Raw genomic sequence first — 26,272 nt, 5'->3', positions numbered from 1 at the left:
ATTGCCTCTGCCATGCAGGGGCATTTTCTTTTTTTTCTCTGTGTTTTACCTCGCATTTTTAAGCTTCCCCGATTGGCTGAATGTAAAAAAATGGTTAAGACTGTTATCAGGTCAGACCACTTTATAGTCATGTAAAATTTTTCACAGGGGAAGGTTATGAGTCAGGCATTACCGCTAATCACCCGACAAGGTGACCGCATTGCCATTGTCAGCGGTCTGCGTACGCCGTTTGCACGTCAGGCGACGGCGTTTCACGGTATACCGGCTGTCGATCTGGGGAAAATGGTAGTGGGGGAGATGCTGGCTCGCAGCGAAATTCCGCCTGAGGTCATCGAACAGCTGGTCTTCGGCCAGGTGGTGCAGATGCCTGAAGCCCCTAACATTGCGCGGGAGATTGTTCTCGGTACCGGCATGAACGTTCATACCGATGCCTACAGCGTCAGCCGCGCGTGCGCGACCAGCTTCCAGGCGGTAGCAAACGTGGCGGAAAGTCTGATGGCGGGCACCATTCGCGCCGGGATCGCAGGTGGCGCCGATTCTTCCTCCGTACTGCCGATTGGCGTCAGTAAAAAGCTGGCCCGCATTCTGGTGGATGCCAATAAAGCCCGCACCACCGGTGCGAAGCTCAAACTCTTCTCGCGTTTACGCCTGCGCGATCTCATGCCCGTGCCACCTGCCGTCGCGGAATACTCGACTGGCCTGCGAATGGGCGATACCGCCGAGCAGATGGCCAAAACCTACGGCATCACCCGCGAGCAGCAGGATGCGCTGGCGCATCGCTCGCATCAGCTGGCAGCGAAAGCCTGGTCGGAGGGCAAACTCACCGACGAGGTCATGACCGCCTACACGCCTCCCTATCGAGAGCCTCTTACTGAAGACAACAATATTCGTGGCACCTCGACGCTGGCGGATTACGCCAAACTGCGCCCGGCGTTTGACCGCAAGCACGGCACCGTGACGGCGGCCAACAGTACGCCGCTGACCGATGGTGCTGCTGCGGTGATCCTGATGACGGAGTCGCGTGCAAAAGAGCTGGGCATCACGCCGCTGGGCTATTTGCGCAGCTATGCCTTTACCGCCATTGATGTCTGGCAGGACATGCTGTTAGGTCCGGCGTGGTCCACGCCGCTGGCGCTGGATCGTGCAGGGCTAACCCTGGCGGATATAACCCTGATTGATATGCACGAAGCCTTTGCCGCGCAAACCCTGGCAAACGTCCAGCTGCTGGCAAGCGAGCGTTTTGCACGCGACGTGCTGGGCCGCGCCCATGCCACCGGCGAAGTGGATCAGAGCAAATTCAACGTGCTGGGTGGGTCGATCGCCTACGGCCATCCGTTTGCGGCCACGGGCGCGCGAATGATCACCCAGACACTACACGAACTCCGTCGCCGCGGCGGCGGGTTTGGTCTCGTCACCGCCTGCGCGGCGGGCGGCCTTGGTGCAGCAATGGTTCTGGAGGCTGAATAATGGATATGCCATCTGCATTTAATCTGACGGTTCGCCTCGATAACGTCGCGGTTATCACTATTGATGTGCCTGATGAAAAGATGAATACCCTGAAGGCTGAATTCGGCACTCAGGTTCGCGCCATGCTCAAGCAGATCCGCGAAAATAAAGCGATTCGTGGTCTGGTCTTTATCTCGGCTAAGCCGGATAACTTTATTGCCGGGGCCGATATCAACATGATCGCCCGAGCGAAAAGCGCGCAGGAAGCTGAAGATCTGGCGCGTCAGGGACAGCAGGTGATGGCTGAAATCAACGCTCTGCCGATTCCGGTTATTGCCGCGATCCACGGTGCTTGCCTGGGCGGCGGGCTGGAGCTGGCGCTGGCCTGTCACAGCCGTATCTGCACTGACGATCCGAAAACCGTTTTAGGGTTGCCAGAAGTGCAGTTAGGCCTGCTGCCGGGATCGGGTGGAACACAGCGTCTGCCGCGTCTGGTTGGGGTTAGCACCGCCCTGGAGATGATCTTAACCGGCAAGCAGCTACGCCCCCGTCAGGCACTGAAAGTGGGGTTGGTTGACGACGTCGTTCCGCACACCATTTTACTGGACGCTGCCGTTGAGCTGGCGCTGAAGGGACGTCAGACAAAACGTCCTCTCCCCGTACGCGAGCGCGTGCTGGCAGGGCCACTGGGGCGCGCGCTCCTGTTCAAGATGGTAGGCAAAAAAACCGAGCAAAAAACCAAAGGCAACTACCCGGCGGCAAAGCGCATTCTGGAAGTGATGGAAACCGGGTTGTCGCAGGGCAGCAGCAGCGGCTATGCCGCTGAAGCCAAAGCCTTTGGCGAACTGGCGATGACGCCGCAGTCGCAGGCGCTGCGCAGCATCTTCTTCGCCAGTACTGAGGTGAAAAAAGATCCGGGCAGCGAGGCAGAGCCTGCGCCGCTGCGCGCCGTTGGCGTGCTGGGCGGTGGGCTGATGGGCGGCGGAATCGCGTTTGTTACCGCCAGCAAAGGCAAATTGCCCGTGCGCATCAAAGACATCAGCGCAAAGGGCATCAACCACGCGCTGCAGTACAGCTGGCAGAACCTTGATCGGAAGGTCAAACGCCGCCATATCAAGGCAAGCGAGCGTGATAAAACCCTGGCGACGATCTCCGGCACGACGGATTACAGCGGTTTTGCGCACCGGGACCTGGTGATTGAAGCCGTATTTGAAGACCTGGCGCTTAAGCAGCAGATGGTGGCTGACGTAGAGCAGCATTGCGCGCCGCACACTATTTTTGCCTCAAACACCTCGTCTTTACCGATTGGCGATATCGCGGCGAAAGCTGCTCGTCCGGAGCAGGTCATTGGTCTGCACTTTTTCAGTCCGGTCGAAAAAATGCCGCTGGTGGAGGTGATCCCGCACGCCACGACCAGCCCGCAGACCATCGCCACCGTGGTGAAGCTGGCGAAAAAACAGGGTAAAACCCCTATTGTGGTCGCGGACAAGGCTGGCTTCTACGTCAACCGTATTCTGGCACCCTATATCAACGAAGCGATGCGGCTGCTGACGGAAGGGGAGAAAATCGAGCACGTCGACGAGGCGCTCGTAAAGTTTGGCTTCCCCGTCGGTCCAATCCAACTTTTGGATGAGGTGGGAATAGACACCGGCACTAAAATTATACCTGTGCTGGAAGCGGCTTATGGCGATCGTTTTACCCCGCCTGCAAACATTGTTTCTGCAATTTTGAAGGACGATCGCAAAGGCAGAAAAAATGAACGCGGTTTCTATCTTTACGGCGCGAAAGGGCGTAAAAGCAAGAAACAGGTCGACCCTTCGGTTTATGGGCTTATTTCGGCCACCGGTCAGGGAAGACTGTCTGCCGTTCAGTGCGCAGAACGTTGCGTGATGATGATGCTCAATGAAGCGGCGCGCTGCTTTGGTGAACAGGTGATCAAGAGCGCACGCGATGGCGACATCGGCGCGGTATTTGGTATTGGTTTCCCGCCGTTCCTTGGCGGCCCGTTCCGTTACATGGATACGCTCGGTGCGGGTGAAGTGGTTGTCATTTTGCAACGTCTGGCCTCGCAATACGGTCCGCGGTTTACACCGTGTGACGAATTATTGCAGATGGCGGAGCGGGGCCAGACATTCTGGCCTGCAAGGGAAACTGATTTCGTAAACTGAAGTCAAAGAAGGGTAAATCCTGAGGTGAATGAACCTGTTCTGGCGATTTTGTAAACAGAGATTGACTATACTTACGCCATTGAGGTAAAAAACAGCGTTTCATTCACCGAATGGATCAGGCACAATGCCCGGCCATCGGGTTTTCTACCTCAGAGCATTAATCGCGGGTAGTTAACGCCGGTGATTCTGGTTAACAAAAGCGGTGCAATATGCAAGTTTTTATCATGCGTCACGGCGACGCGGCACTTGATGCCGCCAGTGACTCAGTACGTCCTTTAACCGTCTGTGGCTGTGACGAATCCCGTCAAATGGCGACGTGGCTTAAAGGTCAAAAAGTGGACATTGAACGCGTTCTGGTGAGTCCGTTCCTGCGTGCAGAACAGACGCTGGACGTGGTAGGGGAGTGTATGAACCTGCCATCCAGCGTGGACGTTCTCCCTGAGCTGACGCCATGCGGCGATGTCGGTCTTGTCAGCGCTTACCTTCAGGCGCTGTGCAATGAAGGTGTCGCTTCCGCACTGGTCATTTCCCACCTGCCGCTGGTCGGCTATCTGGTATCTGAGCTGTGCCCGGGCGAAACGCCGCCAATGTTCACCACTTCCGCCATTGCCAACGTCACTCTCGACGAAACCGGCAAAGGGGTCTTCAACTGGCAAATGAGCCCGTGCAACCTGAAGATGGCAAAAGCCATCTGACGTGACGTGTGACAGGGCGGGGTACTACGTGTTTCCCGCCCTTCTGTCAGGGCAACTCTGGCGGATGCCACTCCTCAACTTCAATCAACACCAGCAATGCGGCATCGCCGCCGTACTCTTTCGGTGCCTGATGAAACGCCATCACGTGCGGGTGCTGAGCCAGCCACAGCGGCGTCTGTTGCTTCAGAATGTGTTTACCGTGGCCGTGCATCACGCAGGCGCAAAAAACGTGTTCGCGGCGACAGGCGGCAATCAACGCCCCCAGCTCCTGTTTCGCCTGCATCTGGGTTAAGCCGTGCAGATCGAGAAACAGCTCCGGCGAATAATCTCCGCGTCGTAACTTTTTCAGCTCAAAATGGCTGACGTCTTCGCGCACGTACTTCACAGCCCCTTGCGTATTGAGCAGCGGCTGAAATTCATCTGAAAAATAGTGGCTGTTATCCGCCTGCTCCTGGAGCAGCCGTTTGACCGGAACTTCGCTGATTTTTTTACGCTGCGGACGGTGGACAATCGTGTCCTGCGCGATTTTACGCGTCCCGGTCATCAGCTGGCGGAAGAGAGCCTGATCCTCCTCGCTGAGCGATGTTTTCTTTTTCATTCGTCATTCTCATCTCGTATTTCCGATAGTGTACCCGACTAAACGCATTTTTTAACCTCAAGCGGTACGCGTCATTGCTGATTTATCGCCGTCTTCATGGCAAACTAGCCGCCGAAAATTATGCGAGCATGCCCTGGAGGAAAGAGTGGATAAAATATTTGTCGATGAAGCAGTAAACGAGCTGCATACCATACAGGACATGTTGCGCTGGTCGGTTAGCCGCTTCAGCGCCGCTAATATCTGGTACGGTCACGGTACCGATAACCCGTGGGACGAGGCCGTTCAGCTGGTGCTGCCGTCTCTTTACCTGCCGCTGGACATTCCGGAAGACATGCGCACCGCGCGCCTGACCTCCAGCGAAAAACATCGCATCGTTGAGCGCGTGATCCGTCGCGTAAACGAGCGCATTCCGGTTGCTTATCTGACCAACAAAGCCTGGTTCTGCGGCCACGAGTTTTACGTCGATGAACGCGTGCTGGTACCGCGCTCGCCGATTGGTGAGCTGATCAACAATCACTTTGAAGGCCTGATTAACCATCAGCCGCAGCACATTCTCGATATGTGCACCGGCAGCGGCTGCATCGCTATTGCCTGCGCCTACGCTTTCCCGGAAGCGGAAGTGGACGCCGTCGATATCTCCACCGACGCGCTGGCCGTGACCGAACACAACATTGAAGAGCACGGCCTGATCCATCACGTCACGCCAATCCGCTCTGACCTGTTCCGCGACCTGCCGACGCTGCAGTACGATCTGATCGTCACTAACCCGCCGTACGTCGATGCAGAAGACATGTCCGATCTGCCGAACGAATATCGTCACGAGCCGGAGCTGGGCCTGGCGTCAGGCTCGGACGGCCTGAAGCTGACCCGCCGCATTCTGGCCTGCGCGCCGGATTACCTGACCGATGACGGCGTTCTGATTTGTGAAGTGGGCAACAGCATGGTACATCTGATAGAGCAGTACCCGGATGTGCCTTTCACCTGGCTTGAGTTCGACAACGGCGGTGACGGCGTCTTTATGCTGACCAAAGCGCAGCTGCTCGACGCGCGCGAACACTTCAGCATCTATAAAGATTAATCCAGCGGGCTTCGGCCCGTTTCACAACGCTCAAACACAAACAACAACATCGGAGCCGTGATGGCAGGAAACAGTATTGGACAGTTATTCCGCGTGACCACCTTTGGCGAGTCGCACGGGCTGGCGCTGGGCTGTATCGTTGATGGCGTACCGCCAGGCATCGAACTGACCGAAGCAGATTTACAGCACGACCTTGACCGCCGTCGTCCGGGCACCTCTCGCTACACCACGCAGCGTCGCGAGCCGGACCAGGTCAAAATTCTCTCCGGCGTTTTTGAAGGCCGCACCACCGGCACCAGCATTGGTCTGCTGATTGAAAACACCGATCAGCGCTCTCAGGACTACGGTGCTATCAAGGACGTGTTCCGCCCGGGCCATGCCGACTACACCTACGAGCAAAAGTACGGTTTTCGCGACTATCGCGGCGGCGGACGCTCTTCCGCGCGTGAAACCGCGATGCGCGTGGCCGCTGGCGCTATTGCTAAAAAGTATTTGCAGCAGAAATTTGGCATCGTCATTCGCGGCTGTCTGACCCAGATGGGCGACATTCCGCTGGCGATCAAGGACTGGGATCAGGTCGAACAAAACCCGTTCTTCTGCGCCGATGCGGATAAGCTTGACGCCCTGGACGAACTGATGCGCGGCCTGAAAAAAGAGGGCGACTCCATTGGCGCGAAAGTCACCGTGGTGGCAGATGGCGTCCCGGCTGGCTGGGGCGAGCCGGTATTTGACCGTCTCGACGCCGATATCGCCCACGCGCTGATGAGCATCAACGCGGTGAAGGGCGTCGAGATTGGCGACGGCTTCGACGTGGTGGCACTTCGCGGCAGCCAGAACCGCGACGAAATCACGAAAGCGGGCTTCCAGAGCAACCATGCGGGCGGCATTCTCGGCGGTATCAGCAGTGGACAGCAGATTATTGCCAACATCGCGCTGAAGCCGACCTCAAGCATCACCGTGCCGGGCCACACGATTAACCGCTCAGGCGAAGAAGTTGAGATGATCACCAAAGGTCGTCACGATCCGTGCGTGGGGATCCGCGCGGTGCCGATCGCGGAAGCGATGCTGGCGATCGTGCTGATGGATCACTTCCTGCGCCAGCGCGCGCAGAACGCGGACGTGACGACCACCATTCCACGCTGGTAAACATGAAAAAAACCGCAATTACTCTGCTGGCGCTGCTGGCCAGTGGAGCCAGTCTGGCCGCCACGCCGTGGCAAAAAATCACCCATCCGGTGGCGGGAAGCGCGCAGTCCATCGGCGCCTTCTCTAACGGCTGTATCGTGGGCGCGCAGGAGCTGCCGCTGCAATCAGATACCTATCAGGTGATGCGTACCGACCAGCGTCGTTACTTCGGCCACCCTGATCTGGTGCTGTTCATTCAGCGACTGGGGAACCAGGTGCATAACCTGGGGCTGGGGACGATGCTGATTGGCGATATGGGGATGCCTGCCGGTGGCCGCTTTAACGGCGGGCACGCCAGCCACCAGACCGGACTGGATGTCGACATCTTCCTGCAGCTGCCGAAAACGCGCTGGACGTCTGCGCAGCTGCTGAAGCCGCAGGCGCTGGATCTGGTGTCGCGCGACGGCAAAAGCGTGGTGCCATCACTGTGGTCACGGGATATTTCGAGCCTGATCAAGCTGGCGGCGAAAGATAACGACGTCACGCGGATTTTCGTCAACCCGGCGATCAAGCAGCAGCTCTGCCTGGATGCCGGAACCGATCGCGACTGGCTGCGCAAAGTGCGCCCGTGGTTCCAGCATCGTGCGCATATGCACGTTCGTCTGCGCTGCCCGGCGAACAGCCTGGAATGTGAAGATCAGCCGCTACCGCCGCCAGGCGATGGCTGTGGTTACGAACTGCAAAGCTGGTTTGAGCCGGCAAAACCTGGAACCTCTAAGCCTGAGAAGAAGACACCGCCTCCGTTGCCGCCTTCCTGCCAGGCGCTACTGGATGAGCATGTACTTTAATGGATAATTTCGTCGATCTGTTTATGGTGTCACCGCTGCTGCTGGTGGTGCTGTTCTTTGTGGCCATGCTGGCCGGTTTTATCGATGCGCTCGCGGGCGGCGGCGGGCTGTTAACCGTGCCCGCGCTGCTGGCGGCGGGCATGAGCCCGGCGCAGGCGCTTGCCACCAATAAGCTGCAGGCCTGCGGCGGCTCGCTTTCGGCGTCGCTCTATTTTATCCGCCGCAAGGTGGTGAATCTCGCCGATCAAAAGCTCAATATCCTGATGACCTTTATCGGCTCAACGTCGGGCGCGCTGCTGGTGCAGCACGTGCAGTCGGATATTTTGCGCCAGATCCTGCCGATTCTGGTTATCTGCATCGGTCTCTATTTCCTGCTGATGCCTAAGCTCGGTGAGGAAGACCGGGCGCGGCGGCTGCACGGCTTGCCGTTTGCGCTGATTGCCGGTGGCTGCGTCGGCTTTTACGACGGCTTCTTTGGCCCGGGGGCAGGCTCGTTTTACGCGCTGGCGTTCGTGACGCTGGCCGGCTTTAACCTCGCCAAATCCACCGCCCACGCCAAGGTGCTGAATGCGACCTCGAACGTCGGCGGCCTGCTGCTGTTTATCATTGGCGGCAAGGTTATCTGGGCAACCGGGTTTGTGATGATGGCAGGGCAGTTTTTGGGCGCGCGCGCAGGCTCGCGTCTGGTATTAAGCAAAGGGCAAAAGCTGATCCGCCCGATGATTGTTGTCGTCTCGGCGGTGATGAGCGCCAAACTTCTTTATGACAGCCATGGACAGGAGATCCTCACCTGGTTGGGGATGAACTAATGAACAGTACGCATAAATACGAACAGTTGATAGAGATCTTCGATAGCTGTTTTGCTGATGATTTTAATACCCGTCTGATTAAAGGCGACGACGAACCGATCTATCTTCCTGCTGATGCAGAGGTTCCGTACAACCGCATCGTCTTTGCCCACGGCTTTTACGCCAGCGGTTTGCACGAAATTTCGCACTGGTGCATCGCGGGGAAAGCGCGTCGCGAGCTGGTGGACTTCGGTTACTGGTACTGTCCGGACGGGCGCGACGCCGCCACCCAGGGCCAGTTTGAAGACGTGGAAGTGAAGCCGCAGGCGCTGGAATGGCTGTTCTGCGTGGCGGCGGGCTTCCCGTTCAACGTGAGCTGTGACAACCTTGAAGGCGACTTCGAGCCAGACCGTATCGTCTTCCAGCGCCGCGTGCATGCGCAGGTGATGGAGTATCTTGAGAAGGGCATCCCGGAACGTCCGGCGCGCCTGATCAGGGCTTTACAGAATTATTACCACACGCCGGAGATCACGGCGGAATGCTTCCCTTGGCCGGAAGATCTTTAACAGAGGAAAGAAGATGATCGCAGAATTTGAATCACGCATTCTGGCGTTAATTGATGACATGGTGGAACACGCCAGTGATGATGAGCTGTTCGCCAGCGGTTATCTGCGTGGTCACCTGACGCTGGCGGTAGCCGAGCTGGAAGCAGGTGACGATCACTCTGCCGACGCCGTTCACGCTGAAGTCACGCGCAGCCTGGAAAAAGCCATTCTGGCCGGGGAGCTCTCTCCGCGCGACCAGTCTTTAGTGCTGGGCATGTGGGACAATTTATTCCAGCAGGCTAAACGCTAAGTAAGTGCGTCATCTCCCTCTCCCAGTGGGAGAGGGCCGGGGTGAGGGCACCAGACCGCACCCTACTTAACCATTTTCCCCTTCAGCAGTTTCCGTACCCACAGTCGATTCGGGTTCAGCCCCGCAAGCGTGGTTCTGTCCAGCGGAACAGGCTCATTACTCATTTGCGCGGCTAACGTTTCAGCCAGCAGCGGCGCGGAGCACAATCCTCGCGATCCTAATCCGCCCAGCATGAACAGTTCCGGATAAACCGGGGCACTTACCGCCGTTTCCTTGTTTTCTGCCAGATCCTGATAGAGTTCAAGCGTGGCTTCATAGTCCGGCACGTTTCCCGCCATCGGCAGGTGATCGCGGGTCGCGCAGCGCACGCCGCAGCGCGCTTCGCCCTCGCTCACGTCAACCTCTTTCGCCCACGCCGCGTCCGGGAAGCAGTCAATCAGGCGCTGGCGGTTTTGCTGCTGATCCGCTTCGCTGTAGCGCATATCCGCTTCGCCACGATGGTAGCTGGCGCCGATGCAGTGATGTCCGTTAGACGGATTTTGTGGCGTCAGATAGCCGTCATAGCACAGCACCTGGCGCAGCTTGCTCAGTTCGGGCGCGGTCGGGATATGGCTTACCTGGCCGCCGACCGGATAAACCGGCAACGTCTCGGTCTGGATAAACTGGCTGATGTTATGTCCGTTTGCCAGCACAACGCTGGCATGGCGTGCCGCTTTGCCATCAGCAAAATGCAGAGTCCACCGTTCTGACCGGCTAAGCGATTCAACCTTATGAGCATAATGCACCCTCAGCCCGCGTGACTGCGCCAGGCTAATCGCCGCCGCGGTCAGTTCAGCCGGGCACAGCCAGCCGCCGAGCGGATATTGAATGCCGCCACAGCCGGTTTCCACGCCCGCGGTGTCTGCCACCTCTTGCGCACTGACCGCGCGGGCAATCTCCTCCGGCAGACCCAACGACAGCATCTGGGCGATTTTTTGCTGGCTCTTTTCATCCCATCCGAGCTGCGTCACGCCGCACCAGTCATGGTCGAATGCCACCGGAATGGAATCATACAGGCGGCGAGCGAAGGTAAACGCTGCCGGGAAAAACTGGAACAGGGCCGGATCGTGCGCGCTTAAAAGCGGGTAAAGCGCGCCCTGGCGGTTGCCGGACGCGCCGTTGGCTGGTGCCTCGTCAGCGCAGTAGAGTGTCACCTGCCAGCCCCGGTGCAGCAGCGCGAGAGAGAGCAGGGCGCTGGCGATCCCTCCGCCAACGATCGCCACTTCGCGCGATGCGCTGGCGCTGCGCGCAAACCAGGGAGCCCGGGCGGGAATGTCCAGCGTCCGTTCCATCGTGCCGACCAGCATGTCGCGCTTGCGGCCAAAGCCTTTGGTCTTCTGCATGGTAAAGCCCGCGTCCTGCAGGCCGCGGCGAACAAAGCCGGCCGAGGTAAAGGTGGCGAGCGTTGCGCCGGGACGCGCCAGCCGGGCCATCGCGCTAAACAGATGCTGGCTCCACATGTCCGGGTTCTTGGCGGGCGCAAAGCCGTCAAGGAACCACGCGTCCACCGTCTGGTTCATCGCGTCGTCGAGCGTATCGGTCAGGTCGTTAATGTCGCCCAGCCATAAATCCAGCGTCACCCGTCCGCCGTCCAGAATCAGACGGTGGCAGCCGCCGATATGCGGCGGCCACTGCGCCTGAAGCTGCTCCGCCCAGGCTGCAAGCTCCGGCCAGCGCTGGTGGGCGAGCCGCAGATCGTGCGCGGTAAGCGGAAATTTTTCAAAACTGATGAAATGTAATCTTTGTAGCGTAGCCTCAGGGTGCGCAGCGTGAAACTGGTCAAACGCCTGCCAGAGGGTTAAAAAATTGAGCCCGGTGCCGAATCCGCTTTCCGCAACAACGAACAGACTGCGCGGGTGCGCAGGGAAGCGGGCGCTGAGCTGGTTTCCCTCGAGGAAAACATAGCGGGTTTCTTCGAGTCCGTTATCATTAGAAAAGTAGACGTCATCAAAATCTCGGGAAACAGGTGTACCCTCAGCGTTGAATTCGAGGTTGGCGGGTTGTATAGCGTTTTGTTTCACGTAAGTTACTCGTCTGACAGGCAGTGGCACGATCTTAACGATGTGAGTCCATCGGTGCAAATTTCCGCAGAAAATGTCTGATCGGACTTGTTCGGCGTACAAGTGTACGCTATTGTGCGACTCGAAACTTTTTATAGTGCGACTTACAGAGGTATTGAATGAAACGTGCAGTGATTACTGGCCTGGGCATTGTTTCCAGCATCGGTAATAACCAGCAGGAAGTCCTGGCATCTCTGCGTGAAGGACGCTCCGGGATCACTTTCTCTGAAGAGTTTAAAGATTCAGGTATGCGTAGCCACGTATGGGGTAACGTCAAACTGGACACCACCGGTTTGATTGACCGCAAAGTGGTTCGTTTCATGAACGATGCCTCTATTTATGCTTATCTCTCCATGCAGGAAGCGATCAAAGATTCCGGCCTGAGCGAAGAGGTTTATCAGAACAACCCGCGCGTGGGCCTGATTGCCGGTTCCGGCGGTTCCTCTAAAGCGCAGGTATTCGGTGCTGACGCCATGCGCAGCCCGCGTGGTCTGAAAGCGGTAGGTCCGTACGTGGTCACGAAAGCTATGGGTTCTGCGGTTTCCGCGTGCCTGGCGACCCCGTTCAAAATTCACGGTGTGAACTACTCCATCAGCTCCGCGTGTGCGACTTCCGCACACTGTATCGGCAACGCGGTTGAGCAGATCCAGCTGGGCAAACAGGACATCGTATTTGCTGGCGGCGGCGAAGAGCTGGGCTGGGAAATGGCCTGTGAGTTCGACGCGATGGGCGCACTGTCCACCAAGTACAACGAAACCCCAGACAAAGCCTCCCGTACTTATGACGCGCACCGTGACGGTTTCGTTATCGCGGGCGGCGGCGGTATGGTTGTGGTTGAAGAGCTGGAGCACGCGCTGGCGCGCGGCGCGCACATCTACGCTGAGATCGTGGGCTACGGCGCAACGTCCGACGGCGCCGACATGGTTGCTCCGTCCGGCGAAGGCGCGGTGCGCTGCATGAAGATGGCGATGCACGGTGTTGATACCCCAATCGACTACCTGAACTCCCACGGTACCTCTACTCCGGTAGGTGACGTGAAAGAGCTGGGTGCGATCCGCGAAGTGTTCGGCGACAACAGCCCGGCTATCTCTGCCACCAAAGCCATGACCGGTCACTCTCTGGGTGCGGCGGGCGTGCAGGAAGCGATCTACTCTCTGCTGATGCTGGAAAACGGCTTTATCGCCCCAAGCATCAACATCGACGAGATGGACGAGCAGGCGGCTGGCCTGAACATCGTGACCAAACCAACGGAAGCGACGCTGACCACCGTCATGTCCAACAGCTTCGGCTTCGGCGGCACCAACGCCACGCTGGTTATGCGCAAGCTGAAAGCATAAGCGTTTGAATGTATAATAGAAGGGAGCCGAAAGGCTCCCTTTTTTTATGCCTGAACACGGAGTTATGCATGAAGGCTGTTACCCCCGAGAAGGGCACTCCTTCCGGGAACCTTTCTCTTTTCCGCATCGCCTTTGCGGTATTCCTGACCTACATGACCGTTGGCCTGCCGCTGCCGGTGATCCCGCTGTTCGTTCATCACGAACTCGGCTATGGCAACACCATGGTCGGCATTGCTGTGGGCATTCAGTTTTTAGCCACGGTATTAACCCGCGGCTACGCAGGACGGCTGGCCGATCAGCACGGTGCAAAACGCTCGGCGCTGCAGGGCATGTCTGCCTGCGGTCTGGCGGGGGGCGCGTGGCTGCTGGCCGCTCTCCTGCCGGTCGACGCCGCGTATAAATTTGCGCTGCTGGTGGTGGGCCGTTTAATCCTTGGCTTCGGTGAAAGCCAGCTGCTGACCGGCACCCTGACCTGGGGGATGGGGCTGGTGGGGCCTGCGCGCTCCGGCAAAGTGATGTCATGGAACGGGATGGCGATTTATGGCGCACTGGCTGCAGGCGCGCCGCTGGGTTTGCTGATCCACAGCCAGTTTGGTTTTGCGGTACTGGCAGCAACCACCATGGTATTACCGCTGCTGGCGTGGGCTTTTAACGGTTCGGTACGCAAGGTGCCCGCCCATAAAGGCGAACGTCCTTCGCTGTGGAGTGTGGTGGGGCAAATCTGGCAGCCAGGGCTGGGGCTGGCGCTTCAGGGAGTAGGCTTCGCGGTGATTGGTACCTTCGTCTCCCTCTATTTCATGAGCCGCGGCTGGGCAATGGCGGGCTTTACGCTGACGGCCTTTGGCGGCGCGTTTGTCGTGATGCGTGTCCTGTTCGGCTGGATGCCGGATCGCTTTGGCGGCGTGAAGGTGGCGGTGGCGTCGCTGGTGATTGAAACCGTTGGGCTGGTGTTGCTCTGGCAGGCGCCGGTCGCCTCCGTTGCGCTGCTTGGTGCGGCGTTAACCGGCTGCGGCTGCTCGCTGATCTTCCCGGCGCTGGGCGTTGAGGTGGTGAAGCGCGTGGCGCCGCAGGTCCGCGGTACGGCGCTGGGCGGCTATGCGGCGTTTCAGGATATCTCATACGGCGTAACCGGGCCGCTGGCGGGTCTGTTAGCCACCTCGTTTGGCTACCCGTCCGTCTTCCTGGCCGGCGCGGTTTCTGCGGTGGTGGGGATCGTGGTGACGCTGGTGGCGTTTCGCAGAAATTAACTGTTGTCGCCGGGTGGCGGCTGCGCCTTACCCGGCCTACGGTTCGAGCCGTTGTAGGCCCGGTAAGCGTAGCGCCACCGGGCAAATCCTCAGGCAACCAGCCAGAAAATCGCCAGCGCAATCAATAATGCAATCAACATTAATCCCGGGCGGGCAGAGAGCGTTCTGAAGGTCTCCACAACGGGCGCAAACAGCGGGCTGTAGATCGGCTGAACGTTTCTTACCTCCGGCACGCCGCCTTCCCGCTCGGCGCGGCGAACAAAGATCTGATTCAGCACATCCTGCACCTGCGCGGTGGTCAGTACCGTTTGCGGCGTGGCCTGCCAGTTCTGCTGGGCGTAATCCCGAATCACCTCGAACTCGTGCGGTTCCAGCGGCTGTTTAAGCGCCGCCTGAACGGTATGCAGGGTAGGGGCGCTCTGGGTGCTGAGCGTCTGGCGCGCCTGGAGCCAGGTCACCAGATGGGTAAACTGTTTGGCCGGAATCAGCTCGCCCGCCTTCACGCCGGACAGTTCCAGCATGGATTGCCAGATAAGCTTCGTCGACTCGCCGGTGGCGGCGGCCAGTTTGGTCACCATCTGGTTCAGCGTGTTGTGCTCGGCAGGCTGCAGCGGGCGCTCGGTTGAGGGGCGCACCTGAGGCTGCGGAATAGACAACTGATTGTTCTGCAACAGCGTCAGCACGGTTTTAAGCTGGTCTGGCGTCAGCTGGCTCAGGGCGGTCTGGCCATACTGCTGACGGATAAAGTCACTGACAGCCTGACGGTTATTTCCCTGGCCCAGCAGCTCAGTCAACTGCGTGACAATCTGACGCGTGGTGTGGTTCTGCTGCGCGGTCGTAATACGCTGGTTGAGATTTTGCTCGGCGGCAGGGAAATGGCGCGACTGCAGCGGTGCGTCGTTCCTCACGCCTAAATCATGCTTTACCCCGGCCCAGACTTCCGCGTTTTGCTGCGAAGTCAGCGCTATCAGGCGCGTGATCAGTCGCTCCAGCACGGTGCGCTGTTGCGTGGATAGTGGCTGTTCACCGGCAACGTTTGGCGTGACAGGGCCTTCACCCGGTGGGCGTGGCGGCGTACCTGAAATGGGCTGCATCGTCAAAAATCCTTAAAGTCAAAACTCAGCGTAAACCCGGCATACGTATATGCCTGGCGGCCAGATTATGGCACACTTGGCAGGTTTTCTTCCTCTCAAACAGGTACTCAGACGTGAAAATCCTCGTTGATGAAAATATGCCTTACGCCCGCGAGCTGTTTAGCCGCCTCGGCGACGTTAAGGCTGTCCCTGGTCGCCCGATCCCGGTTAACGAACTGGATGACGCAGACGCGCTGATGGTGCGCTCGGTGACCAAAGTAAATGAGGCGTTGCTTGCCGGTAAAGCGATTAAGTTTGTCGGAACCGCAACGGCAGGGACCGATCATGTGGATGATCAGTGGCTGAAGCAGGCCGGAATCGGTTTTTCCGCCGCGCCGGGCTGTAACGCCATTGCCGTCGTGGAATACGTTTTCTCCTCGCTGCTGATGCTGGCCGAGCGCGATGGTTTTGCGCTGAAAGACCGCACCGTGGGGATTGTCGGCGTGGGTAACGTCGGCGGGCGTCTGCAAAAGCGCCTTGAAGCGTTAGGTATCCGCACGCTGCTGTGCGATCCGCCGCGTAAAGACAACGGTGACGACGAGGATTTCCGCGCGCTGGATGAGCTGGTTGAACAGTGCGATGTGCTGACGTTCCACACGCCGCTGTTTAAAGAGGGGCCGTATAAGTCCCTGCATCTGGCGGACGAGGCGCTGATTCGCCGTCTGAAGGCTGGCACTATTCTGATAAATGCCTGTCGTGGCCCGGTGGTGGATAATGCCGCGCTGCTGAAATGTCTGAATGAAGGACACGATCTCAGCGTGGTGCTGGACGTCTGGGAGCCGGAGCCGGATCTCAACGTTGAGTTGCTGAACAAGGTTGACGTTGCCACCGCGCATATCGCGGGCTATACGCTTGAAGGCAAAGCGCGCGGCACGACGCAGGTATTTGAAGCCTACAGCGCCTTTATCGGTCATCCGCAGCAGGTGGCGCTTGATACTTTACTCCCCGCGCCTGAATTTGGCCGCATTACCCTGCATGGCCCGCTCGATCAGGCAACGCTGAAAAGGCTGGTGCATTTGGTGTATGATGTGCGCCGCGACGATGCGCTGCTGCGTAAGGTGGCGGGGATCCCGGGTGAATTTGATAAGCTGCGCAAGAACTACGTTGAGCGCCGCGAGTGGTCTTCCCTGTATGTGATGTGCGACGACGCAGCGGCTGCGACGTTGCTCAAGAAACTGGGTTTTAACGCCGTTCATCACCCGGCGCATTAATGTCTTCTTAATGCTCCCTGTCGGATACGCCGACAGGGACGCTTTTTTATTTCTGGAGTAAACCACCATGTCTGAAGGCTGGAACATTGCCATTTTAGGTGCCACGGGTGCCGTGGGCGAAGCCCTGCTCGAAACTCTTGCCGAGCGTCAGTTCCCGGTGGGAGATATCTATGCGCTGGCGCGCACCGACAGCGCTGGCGAACATCTGCGTTTTGGCGGTAAATCCGTGATGGTTCAGGATGCGGCCGCGTTTGACTGGACCCAGGCGCAGCTGGCGTTTTTTGCCGCAGGTGCTGAAGCCACGGCGTCTTACATTGAAGAGGCGACCAATTCGGGCTGCCTGGTGATCGACCTGAGCGGTCTGTTCTCCCTGGAGCCGGACGTGCCGCTGGTGGTCCCGGACGTCAATCCGTTTGTGCTGGCTGACTACCGCAACCGTAACGTTATCGCGGTACCGAACAGCCTGACCAGCCAGCTGCTGACTGCCCTGAAACCGCTGATTGACGACGGCGGCCTGTCGCGCATTACCGTCACCAGCCTGCTGTCCGCGTCGGCGAACGGTAAAAAAGCCGTTGACGCGCTGGCCGGGCAGAGTGCGAAGCTGCTGAACGGCATCCCGATCGACGAAGATGATTTCTTTGGCCGCCAGCTGGCGTTCAACATGCTGCCGCTGCTGCCGGATCGTGAAGGTTCCGTGCGCGAAGAGCGTCGTCTCGTCGACGAAGCGCGCAAGATTCTGCAGGACGAGGGGCTGATGATTTCCGCCAGCGTCGTACAGTCTCCGGTCTTCTACGGCCACGCGCAGATGGTCGGTTTTGAAGCCCTGCGCCCGCTGGCGGCAGAGGAAGCGCGCGACGCGTTTGGCCGCGGTGAAGATATCGTCCTTTCCGAAGAGAGCGAGTTCCCGACCCAGGTGGGCGACGCCACCGGCAGCGCGCATCTTTCCGTTGGCTGCGTGCGTAACGACTACGGTATGCCGGAGCAGGTCCAGTTCTGGTCCGTTGCCGATAACGTTCGCTTTGGCGGCGCGCTGATGGCGGTCAAGATCGCCGAGAAGCTGGTGCAGGAGTATCTGTACTGATGTCCGAAGTGGATCAAAAGCCGGTTCATAAAATTGCCCTCGGTATTGAGTACGATGGCAGTAAATATTATGGCTGGCAGCGTCAGAATGAGGTGCGCAGCGTTCAGGAAAAGCTGGAGAAAGCGCTCTCACAGGTGGCAAACGAGCCGATTAACGTCCTGTGCGCGGGGCGTACGGACGCGGGTGTTCATGGCACGGGGCAGGTGGTTCACTTTGAAACCACCGCCGTGCGTAAGGATGCCGCCTGGACGCTGGGTGTAAATGCGAATTTACCTGGTGACATCGCGGTGCGTTGGGTGAAATCTGTGCCGGATGATTTTCACGCGCGCTTCAGCGCAACGGCGCGTCGCTATCGCTATGTCATCTACAACCAGCGTCTGCGTCCGGCGGTGTTAAGCCAGGGCGTGACGCATTTTTATGAACCGCTCGATGCAGAACGCATGCATCGCGCGGCGCAGTGTCTGATTGGTGAAAATGACTTTACGTCGTTTCGTGCGGTGCAGTGTCAGTCCCGTACGCCGTGGCGTAACGTCATGCACATTAACGTCAGTCGTTTTGGCGCGTATGTGGTGGTGGATATCAAAGCCAATGCCTTTGTACATCATATGGTGCGGAATATTGTGGGCAGCCTGATGGAAGTGGGCGCCGGACACCAGCCGGAGAGCTGGATTGCAGAACTGCTGGCAGCGAAGGACAGAACGCTTGCGGCAGCAACGGCGAAAGCGGAAGGGCTTTATCTGGTCTCGGTAGACTATCCGGATCGGTTTGACCTGCCAAAACCGCCAATGGGCCCGCTGTTTTTAGCGGACTAAACAAAGGTGCAATTAAGGCTTAGACAATATGGACGTAATACGTTTTCTGATTGATTTCATTCTGCATATTGATGTTCACCTGGCGGAGCTGGTCGCACAGTACGGCGTCTGGGTTTACGCCATTCTGTTCCTGATTCTGTTCTGTGAAACCGGTCTGGTCGTTACCCCGTTCCTGCCGGGAGACTCGCTGCTGTTTGTGGCCGGTGCGTTGTCGGCGCTGCCCACCAATGATTTGAACGTGCATCTGATGGTGGTGTTGATGGTGATTGCCGCGATTGTCGGGGATGCGGTCAACTATACGATTGGCCGGGTGTTCGGTGAGCGGTTGTTCAGTAATCCGGACTCGAAAATTTTCCGCCGCAGCTATTTAGACAAGACCCATGCCTTCTATGAACGTCATGGTGGAAAAACCATTATCCTTGCGCGTTTTGTGCCTATTGTGCGCACATTTGCGCCGTTTGTGGCGGGAATGGGCCATATGTCCTATCGTCATTTTGCAATGTATAACGTGGTGGGCGCACTGCTTTGGGTGTTGCTCTTTACCTATGCAGGCTACCTGTTTGGCGACTTGCCGGTGGTTCAGGAAAACCTTAAGTTACTGATTGTAGCGATTATTGTGCTTTCCGTACTGCCTGGCGTGATTGAAATTATTCGTCACAAACGCGCGGCAGCAAAGCAAGCGAAGTAAATGCACGCTGGCGGTTCGACCACTTTTTTATCCAAAGTTTCGGGCTGTTATGTTTTAATGTGCAACATTCATGGTCTGTTGGAGGCAAAAATGGCATTATTCGCCTCTTATAGCAAAACTGGCATACGACCAGGTTCAGGCAGAAAGGTTATCAATGAGCTGGATTGAACGAATTAAAAGCAACATTACCCCGACGCGCAAAGCGAGCATTCCTGAAGGGGTATGGACGAAGTGTGATAGCTGCGGCCAGGTTCTGTATCGCGCAGAACTGGAACGCAATCTCGAGGTGTGTCCGAAGTGTGACCACCACATGCGTATGTCGGCGCGCAACCGCCTGCATAGCCTGCTGGACGAAGGTTCTCTGGTAGAACTGGGCAGCGAACTGGAGCCAAAAGATGTGCTCAAGTTCCGCGACTCCAAAAAATACAAAGATCGTCTGGCCTCTGCACAGAAAGAGACCGGCGAGAAAGACGCGCTGATCGTCATGAAAGGCACCCTGCACGAGATGCCGGTGGTTGCCGCTGCGTTTGAGTTCTCCTTTATGGGCGGCTCAATGGGCTCCGTGGTCGGTGCGCGTTTCGTGCGTGCCGTTGAGCAGGCGCTGGAAGACAACTGTCCGCTGATCTGCTTCTCCGCCTCCGGTGGTGCACGTATGCAGGAAGCGCTGATGTCCCTGATGCAGATGGCGAAAACCTCTGCGGCGCTGGCGAAAATGCAGGAGCGCGGTCTGCCGTACATCTCCGTGCTGACCGACCCAACCATGGGTGGCGTCTCCGCAAGCTTCGCGATGCTGGGTGACCTGAACATCGCTGAGCCAAAAGCGCTGATCGGCTTTGCCGGTCCTCGCGTCATCGAGCAGACCGTTCGTGAAAAACTGCCGCCGGGCTTCCAGCGCAGTGAGTTCCTCATTGAGAAAGGCGCTATCGATATGATCGTCCGCCGTCCGGAAATGCGCCTGAAACTGGCCAGCATTCTGGCGAAGCTGATGAATCTGCCAGCGCCTAACCCGGATGAGCCGCGCGAAGGCGTGGTGGTACCGGATCAGGAACCCGAGGCCTGATAACTGAAAAGGGCAGGGCCAGATGGCGCTGCCCTTTTGCTTTATAACCTGTTAATGACAACCGGGCATTATGGAAAATAAAAGCATTCCCCAAGCCACGTCGCCCCTGGCCGCGTGGCTTTCTTATCTGGAAAACCTGCACAGTAAAACCATCGATATGGGCCTTGAGCGCGTAAGCCAGGTTGCCGCGCGTCTCGACGTGCTGAAACCGGCTCCGTTCGTGTTCACCGTTGCAGGTACTAACGGTAAAGGGACGACCTGCCGCACGCTGGAGTCAGTCCTGATGGCGGCGGGGTACAAGGTTGGCGTTTACAGCTCACCGCATCTGGTGCGCTATACCGAGCGCGTGCGGGTGCAGAACACCGAGCTGGCGGAATCTGCCCATACGGCGTCGTTCGCGGCTATCGAAGCGGCGCGCGGGGAAACCTCATTAACCTATTTTGAATACGGCACCCTGTCGGCGCTGTGGCTGTTCAAACAGGCGCAGCTGGACGTGGTGATCCTGGAAGTGGGGCTGGGCGGGCGTCTGGATGCCACCAATATGGTGGATGCGGACGTGGCGGTGGTCACCAGCATCGCGCTGGATCATACCGACTGGCTGGGCCCGGACCGTGAAAGCATTGGCCGCGAGAAGGCCGGTATTTTCCGGGCGAATAAGCCCGCCGTGGTGGGCGAGCCGGACATGCCGCATACCATTGCCGACGTGGCGAAAGAGAAGGGCGCACATCTGTTGCGCCGAGGCGTTGACTGGCAGTATGCGGTGCAGGGCAACGGCTGGCGCTTTAGCGATGCGCAGGGCGTGCTGGAGAATCTGCCGCTGCCGCAGGTGCCACAGCCGAACGCGGCAACCGCGCTGGCGGCACTGCGCGCCAGCGGATTAGCTGTAAGTGAGCAGGCGATCCGTGACGGCATTCAGAATGCGCTGCTGCCGGGTCGTTTCCAGATAGTCAGCGAGTCACCGCGTCTGATTCTGGATGTGGCGCACAACCCGCATGCGGCGGCGTATCTCGCAGGACGTCTCAAATCGTTACCAAAAACCGGGCGCGTGCTGGCGGTTATCGGTATGCTTCATGATAAAGATATCGGCGGCACGCTGGCCTGCATGGAGAGTGTGGTCGATAGCTGGTATTGTGCTCCTCTGGAGGGGCCGCGCGGTGCGACAGCTGAGCAGTTGATGGAACATCTCGGTAAAGGTGCAATCTACAGTAGCGTGGCGCAGGCCTGGCATGCCGCGATGGCGGATGCAAAACCAGAAGATACCGTGCTGGTGTGTGGCTCTTTCCACACGGTGGCACATGTCATGGAAGTGATGGACGCGGGGAGAACCGGTGGCGAGTAAGTTTCAGAACCGTTTAACAGGAACCATTGTGCTGGTCGCGCTCGGGGTGATTATTCTTCCCGGGCTGCTCGACGGGCAGAAAAAACATTATCAGGACGAGTTTGCAGCCATTCCGCTGGTGCCGAAGCCGGGCGACCGCGATGAGCCGGATATGCTGCCTGCGGCGACTCAGGCGCTGCCTGCTCAGCCGCCTGAAGGGGCGGCGGAAGAAGTTCGCGCGGGCGATGCCGCTGCACCGTCACTCGACCCGTCGCGTCTGGCGGCGAATAACAACATCGAGATCGATCCGGTACCGGTAGAGAAGCCTAAGCCTGCTGAAAAACCGAAGCCGGTAGAGAAACCGCAGCCGAAGCCTCAGCAACAGCGAGATAAAGCAGCAGAGCAGCTTGCTGCAGCGTCTGAAACTCCACCACCTGCGAAGCAAGACGCAGCGCCGACCGGCAAAGCCTACGTTGTGCAGCTGGGGGCGCTGAAAAACGCCGATAAAGTCAACGAGGTTGTGGGTAAACTGCGCAGCGCGGGCTATCGCGTTTACACTTCACCTTCCACGCCGGTACAGGGTAAAATCACCCGTATCCTCGTGGGGCCGGAGGCGTCGAAAGACAAGTTGAAAGGGTCGCTGGGCGAGCTGAAGCAGATCTCCGGGCTGAGTGGTGTGGTGATGAGCTACAGCGCGAACTAAGTACGACCTGCTCCTTTAGAGAGAGGCGATAAGCCACGGCGTTGAACATTTTTTCAGCGCCTTTTTTATTTACGCGCGGGAAGGAAATCCCTACGCAAACGTTTTCTTTTTCTGTTAGAATTCGCCCCGAACTGGATGACAGGGCGTTTAATCGTGGGACACATATGGTCTGGATTGATTACGCCATCATTGCGGTGATTGGTTTTTCCTGTCTGGTTAGCCTGATCCGTGGCTTTGTTCGTGAAGCGTTATCGCTGGTAACCTGGGGTTGTGCTTTCTTTGTTGCCAGTCATTACTACACTTACCTGTCTGTCTGGTTCACGGGCTTTGAAGATGAACTGGTCCGAAATGGAATCGCCATCGCGGTGCTGTTTATCGCGACGCTGATTGTCGGCGCTATCGTGAATTACGTGATAGGTCAGCTGGTCGAGAAAACCGGTCTGTCAGGAACGGACAGGGTACTCGGGATCTGTTTCGGGGCATTACGAGGCGTGCTGATTGTGGCCGCGATCCTGTTCTTCCTGGATACCTTCACCGGGTTCTCCAAAAGCGAAGACTGGCAAAAATCGCAGCTCATTCCAGAGTTCAGCTTCATCATCAGATGGTTCTTTGACTATCTGCAAAGCTCGTCGAGTTTTTTGCCCAGGGCATAAACCCTGAGATGTGGCTTAACGAGGAAAAGACGAATGTGCGGTATTGTCGGTATCGCCGGTTTCATGCCGGTAAACCAGTCGATTTATGACGCGTTAACGGTGCTTCAGCACCGTGGGCAGGATGCTGCGGGTATCATCACCATTGATGCAAACAACTGCTTCCGTTTACGTAAGGCCAATGGCCTGGTAAACGATGTGTTTGAAGCCCGCCATATGCAGCGTCTGCAAGGTAATATGGGGATCGGTCACGTTCGTTATCCTACTGCTGGCAGTTCCAGCGCCTCTGAGGCACAGCCTTTCTACGTCAACTCACCGTATGGCATCACGCTTGCCCATAATGGCAACCTGACCAACGCTCATGAGCTGCGTAAGAAGTTGTTCGAAGAGAAACGTCGCCACATTAACACCACCTCTGATTCAGAAATCCTGCTCAATGTGTTCGCCAGCGAGCTGGATAACTTCCGTCACTACCCGCTGGAAGCAGACAATATCTTCGCTGCCATTGCCGCGACCAACCGCCAGATCCGCGGTGCGTACGCCTGCGTGGCGATGATCATCGGTCACGGCATGGTCGCCTTCCGCGATCCAAACGGCATTCGTCCGCTGGTGCTGGGCAAGCGCGACCTCGGCGATGGCCGTACCGAATATATGGTTGCCTCTGAGAGCGTGGCGCTGGATACCCTGGGCTTCGAATTCCTGCGCGACGTTGCGCCGGGCGAAGCGGTGTATATAACCGAGAAGGGCCAGCTGTTCACCCGGCAGTGTGCCGACAACCCGGTCAGCAACCCGTGCCTGTTTGAATACGTCTATTTTGCCCGTCCGGATTCGTTCATCGACAAGATTTCCGTCTACAGCGCGCGCGTCAATATGGGCACGAAGCTCGGCGAGAAGATAGCCCGCGAGTGGGACGATCTCGACATCGACGTGGTGATTCCTATCCCGGAAACCTCCTGCGATATCGCCCTGGAGATCGCCCGAATTCTGGACAAGCCGTACCGTCAGGGCTTCGTGAAGAACCGCTACGTTGGCCGCACGTTTATCATGCCGGGCCAGCACCTGCGCCGTAAGTCGGTGCGCCGCAAGCTGAACGCCAACCGCGCGGAATTCCGCGACAAAAACGTTCTGCTGGTGGATGACTCCATCGTTCGTGGCACCACCTCTGAGCAGATTATCGAGATGGCGCGCGAAGCGGGTGCGAAGAAAGTCTACCTGGCGTCTGCCGCGCCGGAGATTCGCTTCCCGAACGTATACGGCATTGATATGCCAACCGCCAACGAGCTGATTGCTCACGGCCGTGAAGTGGATGAGATTCGCCAGATCATCGGTGCCGACGGCCTGATTTTCCAGGATCTCAACGATCTCATCGACGCGGTGCGCGCCGAGAATCCGGAGATTCAGCAGTTCGAATGCTCCGTGTTCAATGGCGTCTACGTGACGAAAGACGTTGACCAGCAGTACCTCGACTACCTTGATTCGCTGCGCAACGACGATGCGAAAGCCGTTCAGCTGCAAAACGATCTCGAAAGCTTAGAGATGCACAACGAAGGTTAATCTCTCCGCAGGTGAGGGCGCTCGCCCTCACTTGCAACTCCCCGCAAAATCCTGCACAGTCAGCCCAGAATTCAGCAAGGGCGAAATCATGAAACGACTCATAATAGGCATCAGCGGTGCCAGCGGCGCGATTTACGGCGTACGCCTGCTACAGGTTTTGCGTAACGTGGCAGAAGTGGAAACGCATCTGGTGATGAGCCAGGCGGCGCGGCAAACCCTCTCCCTTGAAACGGATCTCTCCCTGCGCGATGTCCAGGCGATGGCGGACGTGGTTCACGATGCCCGCGATATCGCCGCCAGCATCTCCTCAGGCTCGTTTAAAACCGCCGGTATGGTGATCCTGCCCTGTTCAATCAAAACGCTCTCCGGGATTGTGAACAGCTATACCGACACACTGGTAACGCGCGCGGCGGACGTGGTGCTGAAGGAGCGCCGCCCGCTGGTGCTCTGCGTGCGGGAAACGCCGCTGCACCTGGGCCATCTGCGCCTCATGACCCAGGCCGCCGAGCTGGGCGCAGTGATCATGCCGCCGGTGCCGGCGTTCTATCACCGACCGCAGTCGCTGGACGATGTGATTAATCAGACCGTCAATCGCGTGCTGGATCAGTTTGACATCGACCTGCCCGAAGACCTCTTCACCCGCTGGCAGGGAGCCTGATTCTGTGCACAAATGCTGTGCATGAAAAGAGACGTTGCCCTGTTTCAGGGCAATTATGCAACGGCGATCATATCCTCGACATTTAATTCGCTTTTTCCCTTTTTCTCTTTCCGGTTCGTTCGGCAGACCTGCTATCTTTCACCATTAAGGCAATATCGCAACGTTTTATTAACATATTTAACGTCGAACTTTTGACCAGACGGCAATGTGGCATAAGACCTGCAAGAGAAGCCTGCAACACAACACACAACACAATACATAATAAAATCACGGTACTTGAGGGTAAATGTATGAAGAAGACGGTTCTGGCTCTGTCTTTGCTGGTGGGGTTAAGTGCGGCGGCAGGTAGCTACGCAGCGCTTCCACAGACGGTTCGTATCGGTACAGACGCAACCTACGCGCCATTCTCTTCCAAGGATGCGAAAGGCGATTTCGTGGGGTTTGATATCGATCTGGGAAATGAAATGTGCAAACGTATGGAAGTGAAATGCACATGGGTGGGCAGCGACTTCGACGCGTTAATCCCGTCGCTGAAGGCAAAGAAAATCGACGCCATTATCTCTTCTCTCTCCATCACCGAAAAACGCCAGCAGGAGATTGCATTCTCTGACAAGCTCTACGCTGCGGATTCGCGTCTGATTGCCGCGAAAGGTTCCCCGATCCAGCCGACCATCGACTCGCTGAAAGGCAAGCATGTGGGCGTGCTCCAGGGCTCAACCCAGGAAGGTTACGCGAATGCCAACTGGCGCGAGAAGGGCGTCGACGTGGTGGCTTACCAGAACCAGGATCTGATCTACTCTGACCTGGCGGCAGGCCGTCTGGATGCCGCGTTCCAGGATGAAGTCGCGGCGAGCGAAGGCTTCCTGAAGCAGCCGGCCGGTAAAGATTACGCCTTTGCGGGCCCGTCCGTGAAAGACAAAAAATACTTTGGTGACGGCACCGGCATCGGCCTGCGTAAAGACGATAAAGAGCTGAAAGCCGCCTTTGACAAAGCATTCACGGAGCTGCGCAAAGACGGTACCTACGACAAACTGGCGAAGAAATACTTCGACTTCAACGTCTACGGTGACTGACGCACCAGCGTGGTGCGTGGCGGGTGTGGGTGATTCAATATGGTGCA

The 26,272-nt window shown here is 57.7% G+C and carries 25 protein-coding genes; 22 read left to right on the top strand and 3 right to left on the bottom strand.

What is annotated here, in order from left to right; all coding sequences use genetic code 11:
- The first annotated feature begins 156 nt into the window (after positions 1-156).
- The 3 genes from fadI (at position 157) to sixA (ending at position 4,309) form a co-directional block, all read left to right on the top strand.
- Positions 157-1,467, top strand: a complete 1,311-nt coding sequence (gene fadI / locus IB212_RS16200; protein ID WP_188245957.1) for an acetyl-CoA C-acyltransferase FadI — start codon at positions 157-159, stop codon at positions 1,465-1,467.
- Positions 1,467-3,614, top strand: a complete 2,148-nt coding sequence (fadJ, locus tag IB212_RS16195; protein ID WP_188245956.1) for a fatty acid oxidation complex subunit alpha FadJ — start codon at positions 1,467-1,469, stop codon at positions 3,612-3,614. The genes fadI and fadJ overlap by 1 nt, the downstream gene beginning before the upstream one ends.
- Positions 3,615-3,823: 209 nt before the next feature.
- The gene (sixA, locus tag IB212_RS16190; protein ID WP_003861375.1) at positions 3,824-4,309 is read left to right on the top strand and encodes a phosphohistidine phosphatase SixA; all 486 of its coding nucleotides are present in this window, start codon (positions 3,824-3,826) and stop codon (positions 4,307-4,309) included.
- Between the two features lie 46 nt (positions 4,310-4,355).
- Here the strand turns inward: sixA and smrB are convergent, their stop codons facing one another.
- Positions 4,356-4,907: an endonuclease SmrB gene (gene smrB, locus IB212_RS16185; RefSeq protein ID WP_188245955.1), complete on the bottom strand. Its 552-nt coding sequence runs from the start codon at positions 4,905-4,907 to the stop codon at positions 4,356-4,358.
- A 145-nt stretch (positions 4,908-5,052) separates the two neighbouring features.
- On the opposite strand from smrB, the gene prmB reads away from it, so the two are divergent.
- Genes prmB through IB212_RS16155 form a run of 6 tightly spaced genes read left to right on the top strand, consistent with a single transcriptional unit; the run spans position 5,053 to position 9,601 of the window.
- Positions 5,053-5,985 carry a 50S ribosomal protein L3 N(5)-glutamine methyltransferase gene (prmB, locus tag IB212_RS16180; RefSeq protein ID WP_023312578.1) on the top strand — a complete coding sequence of 311 codons (933 nt, stop codon included), beginning with the start codon at positions 5,053-5,055 and terminating at the stop codon, positions 5,983-5,985.
- Between the two features lie 60 nt (positions 5,986-6,045).
- The gene (gene aroC, locus IB212_RS16175; protein WP_028013970.1) at positions 6,046-7,131 is read left to right on the top strand and encodes a chorismate synthase; all 1,086 of its coding nucleotides are present in this window, start codon (positions 6,046-6,048) and stop codon (positions 7,129-7,131) included.
- Between the two features lie 2 nt (positions 7,132-7,133).
- On the top strand, positions 7,134-7,958 hold the full coding sequence (mepA, locus tag IB212_RS16170) for a penicillin-insensitive murein endopeptidase (protein WP_188245954.1): 825 nt from the start codon (positions 7,134-7,136) through the stop codon (positions 7,956-7,958).
- The gene (locus IB212_RS16165) at positions 7,958-8,767 is read left to right on the top strand and encodes a sulfite exporter TauE/SafE family protein (RefSeq protein ID WP_041908882.1); all 810 of its coding nucleotides are present in this window, start codon (positions 7,958-7,960) and stop codon (positions 8,765-8,767) included. Before mepA ends, IB212_RS16165 begins: the two co-directional genes overlap by 1 nt.
- A complete protein-coding gene (locus IB212_RS16160) occupies positions 8,767-9,312 on the top strand; it encodes an elongation factor P hydroxylase (RefSeq protein WP_047364128.1) in 546 nt (181 codons plus the stop codon). The genes IB212_RS16165 and IB212_RS16160 overlap by 1 nt, the downstream gene beginning before the upstream one ends.
- Positions 9,313-9,325: 13 nt before the next feature.
- The gene (locus tag IB212_RS16155; RefSeq protein WP_028013966.1) at positions 9,326-9,601 is read left to right on the top strand and encodes a YfcL family protein; all 276 of its coding nucleotides are present in this window, start codon (positions 9,326-9,328) and stop codon (positions 9,599-9,601) included.
- A gap of 62 nt (positions 9,602-9,663) precedes the next feature.
- Here the strand turns inward: IB212_RS16155 and mnmC are convergent, their stop codons facing one another.
- Positions 9,664-11,661, bottom strand: coding sequence for a bifunctional tRNA (5-methylaminomethyl-2-thiouridine)(34)-methyltransferase MnmD/FAD-dependent 5-carboxymethylaminomethyl-2-thiouridine(34) oxidoreductase MnmC (gene mnmC, locus IB212_RS16150; RefSeq protein ID WP_188245953.1), 1,998 nt, complete (start codon positions 11,659-11,661; stop codon positions 9,664-9,666).
- Between the two features lie 158 nt (positions 11,662-11,819).
- Here mnmC and fabB point away from each other — a divergent pair, with 158 nt between their 5' ends.
- Together fabB and IB212_RS16140 are read left to right on the top strand one after the other, a co-directional pair.
- Positions 11,820-13,037, top strand: coding sequence for a beta-ketoacyl-ACP synthase I (gene fabB / locus IB212_RS16145; RefSeq protein ID WP_023336433.1), 1,218 nt, complete (start codon positions 11,820-11,822; stop codon positions 13,035-13,037).
- 68 nt (positions 13,038-13,105) lie between these two features.
- Positions 13,106-14,284: an MFS transporter gene (locus tag IB212_RS16140; RefSeq protein ID WP_188245952.1), complete on the top strand. Its 1,179-nt coding sequence runs from the start codon at positions 13,106-13,108 to the stop codon at positions 14,282-14,284.
- Between the two features lie 89 nt (positions 14,285-14,373).
- On the opposite strand, the gene flk is transcribed toward IB212_RS16140, so the two are convergent.
- A complete protein-coding gene (flk, locus tag IB212_RS16135; protein WP_028013964.1) occupies positions 14,374-15,378 on the bottom strand; it encodes a flagella biosynthesis regulator Flk in 1,005 nt (334 codons plus the stop codon).
- 113 nt (positions 15,379-15,491) lie between these two features.
- On the opposite strand from flk, the gene pdxB reads away from it, so the two are divergent.
- The 11 genes from pdxB to argT all read left to right on the top strand — a co-directional run bounded on the left by pdxB (position 15,492) and on the right by argT (position 26,225).
- Positions 15,492-16,628 (top strand): 4-phosphoerythronate dehydrogenase PdxB, encoded by a 1,137-nt coding sequence (gene pdxB / locus IB212_RS16130; protein ID WP_045631484.1) that lies wholly within the window; start codon positions 15,492-15,494, stop codon positions 16,626-16,628.
- 67 nt (positions 16,629-16,695) lie between these two features.
- Positions 16,696-17,709 (top strand): aspartate-semialdehyde dehydrogenase, encoded by a 1,014-nt coding sequence (locus IB212_RS16125; protein WP_028013962.1) that lies wholly within the window; start codon positions 16,696-16,698, stop codon positions 17,707-17,709.
- Positions 17,709-18,521, top strand: coding sequence for a tRNA pseudouridine(38-40) synthase TruA (gene truA, locus IB212_RS16120; RefSeq protein ID WP_041908896.1), 813 nt, complete (start codon positions 17,709-17,711; stop codon positions 18,519-18,521). Before IB212_RS16125 ends, truA begins: the two co-directional genes overlap by 1 nt.
- A 28-nt stretch (positions 18,522-18,549) precedes the next feature.
- Positions 18,550-19,209 carry a DedA family protein gene (locus IB212_RS16115; RefSeq protein WP_008502599.1) on the top strand — a complete coding sequence of 220 codons (660 nt, stop codon included), beginning with the start codon at positions 18,550-18,552 and terminating at the stop codon, positions 19,207-19,209.
- Between the two features lie 154 nt (positions 19,210-19,363).
- Positions 19,364-20,269 (top strand): acetyl-CoA carboxylase, carboxyltransferase subunit beta, encoded by a 906-nt coding sequence (gene accD, locus IB212_RS16110; RefSeq protein WP_003861408.1) that lies wholly within the window; start codon positions 19,364-19,366, stop codon positions 20,267-20,269.
- A gap of 70 nt (positions 20,270-20,339) precedes the next feature.
- Positions 20,340-21,608, top strand: coding sequence for a bifunctional tetrahydrofolate synthase/dihydrofolate synthase (gene folC / locus IB212_RS16105; protein ID WP_041908898.1), 1,269 nt, complete (start codon positions 20,340-20,342; stop codon positions 21,606-21,608).
- Positions 21,598-22,290 (top strand): cell division protein DedD, encoded by a 693-nt coding sequence (dedD, locus tag IB212_RS16100; protein WP_045631481.1) that lies wholly within the window; start codon positions 21,598-21,600, stop codon positions 22,288-22,290. The genes folC and dedD overlap by 11 nt, the downstream gene beginning before the upstream one ends.
- A 164-nt stretch (positions 22,291-22,454) precedes the next feature.
- Entirely contained in the window at positions 22,455-22,943 is a 489-nt protein-coding gene (gene cvpA, locus IB212_RS16095) for a colicin V production protein (RefSeq protein WP_000262116.1), read from the top strand.
- A gap of 33 nt (positions 22,944-22,976) precedes the next feature.
- Positions 22,977-24,494 (top strand): amidophosphoribosyltransferase, encoded by a 1,518-nt coding sequence (purF, locus tag IB212_RS16090; protein ID WP_014884664.1) that lies wholly within the window; start codon positions 22,977-22,979, stop codon positions 24,492-24,494.
- An 88-nt stretch (positions 24,495-24,582) separates the two neighbouring features.
- Positions 24,583-25,152 carry a UbiX family flavin prenyltransferase gene (locus tag IB212_RS16085; RefSeq protein ID WP_028013957.1) on the top strand — a complete coding sequence of 190 codons (570 nt, stop codon included), beginning with the start codon at positions 24,583-24,585 and terminating at the stop codon, positions 25,150-25,152.
- 290 nt (positions 25,153-25,442) lie between these two features.
- A complete protein-coding gene (gene argT, locus IB212_RS16080; RefSeq protein WP_028013956.1) occupies positions 25,443-26,225 on the top strand; it encodes a lysine/arginine/ornithine ABC transporter substrate-binding protein ArgT in 783 nt (260 codons plus the stop codon).
- The last annotated feature ends 47 nt before the right edge of the window (positions 26,226-26,272 follow it).

The sequence above is a fragment of the Enterobacter sp. E12 genome, assembly GCF_014596715.2.
Classification (GTDB): domain Bacteria; phylum Pseudomonadota; class Gammaproteobacteria; order Enterobacterales; family Enterobacteriaceae; genus Enterobacter; species Enterobacter bugandensis.
This window is presented reverse-complemented; position numbering and strand designations above follow the sequence as displayed.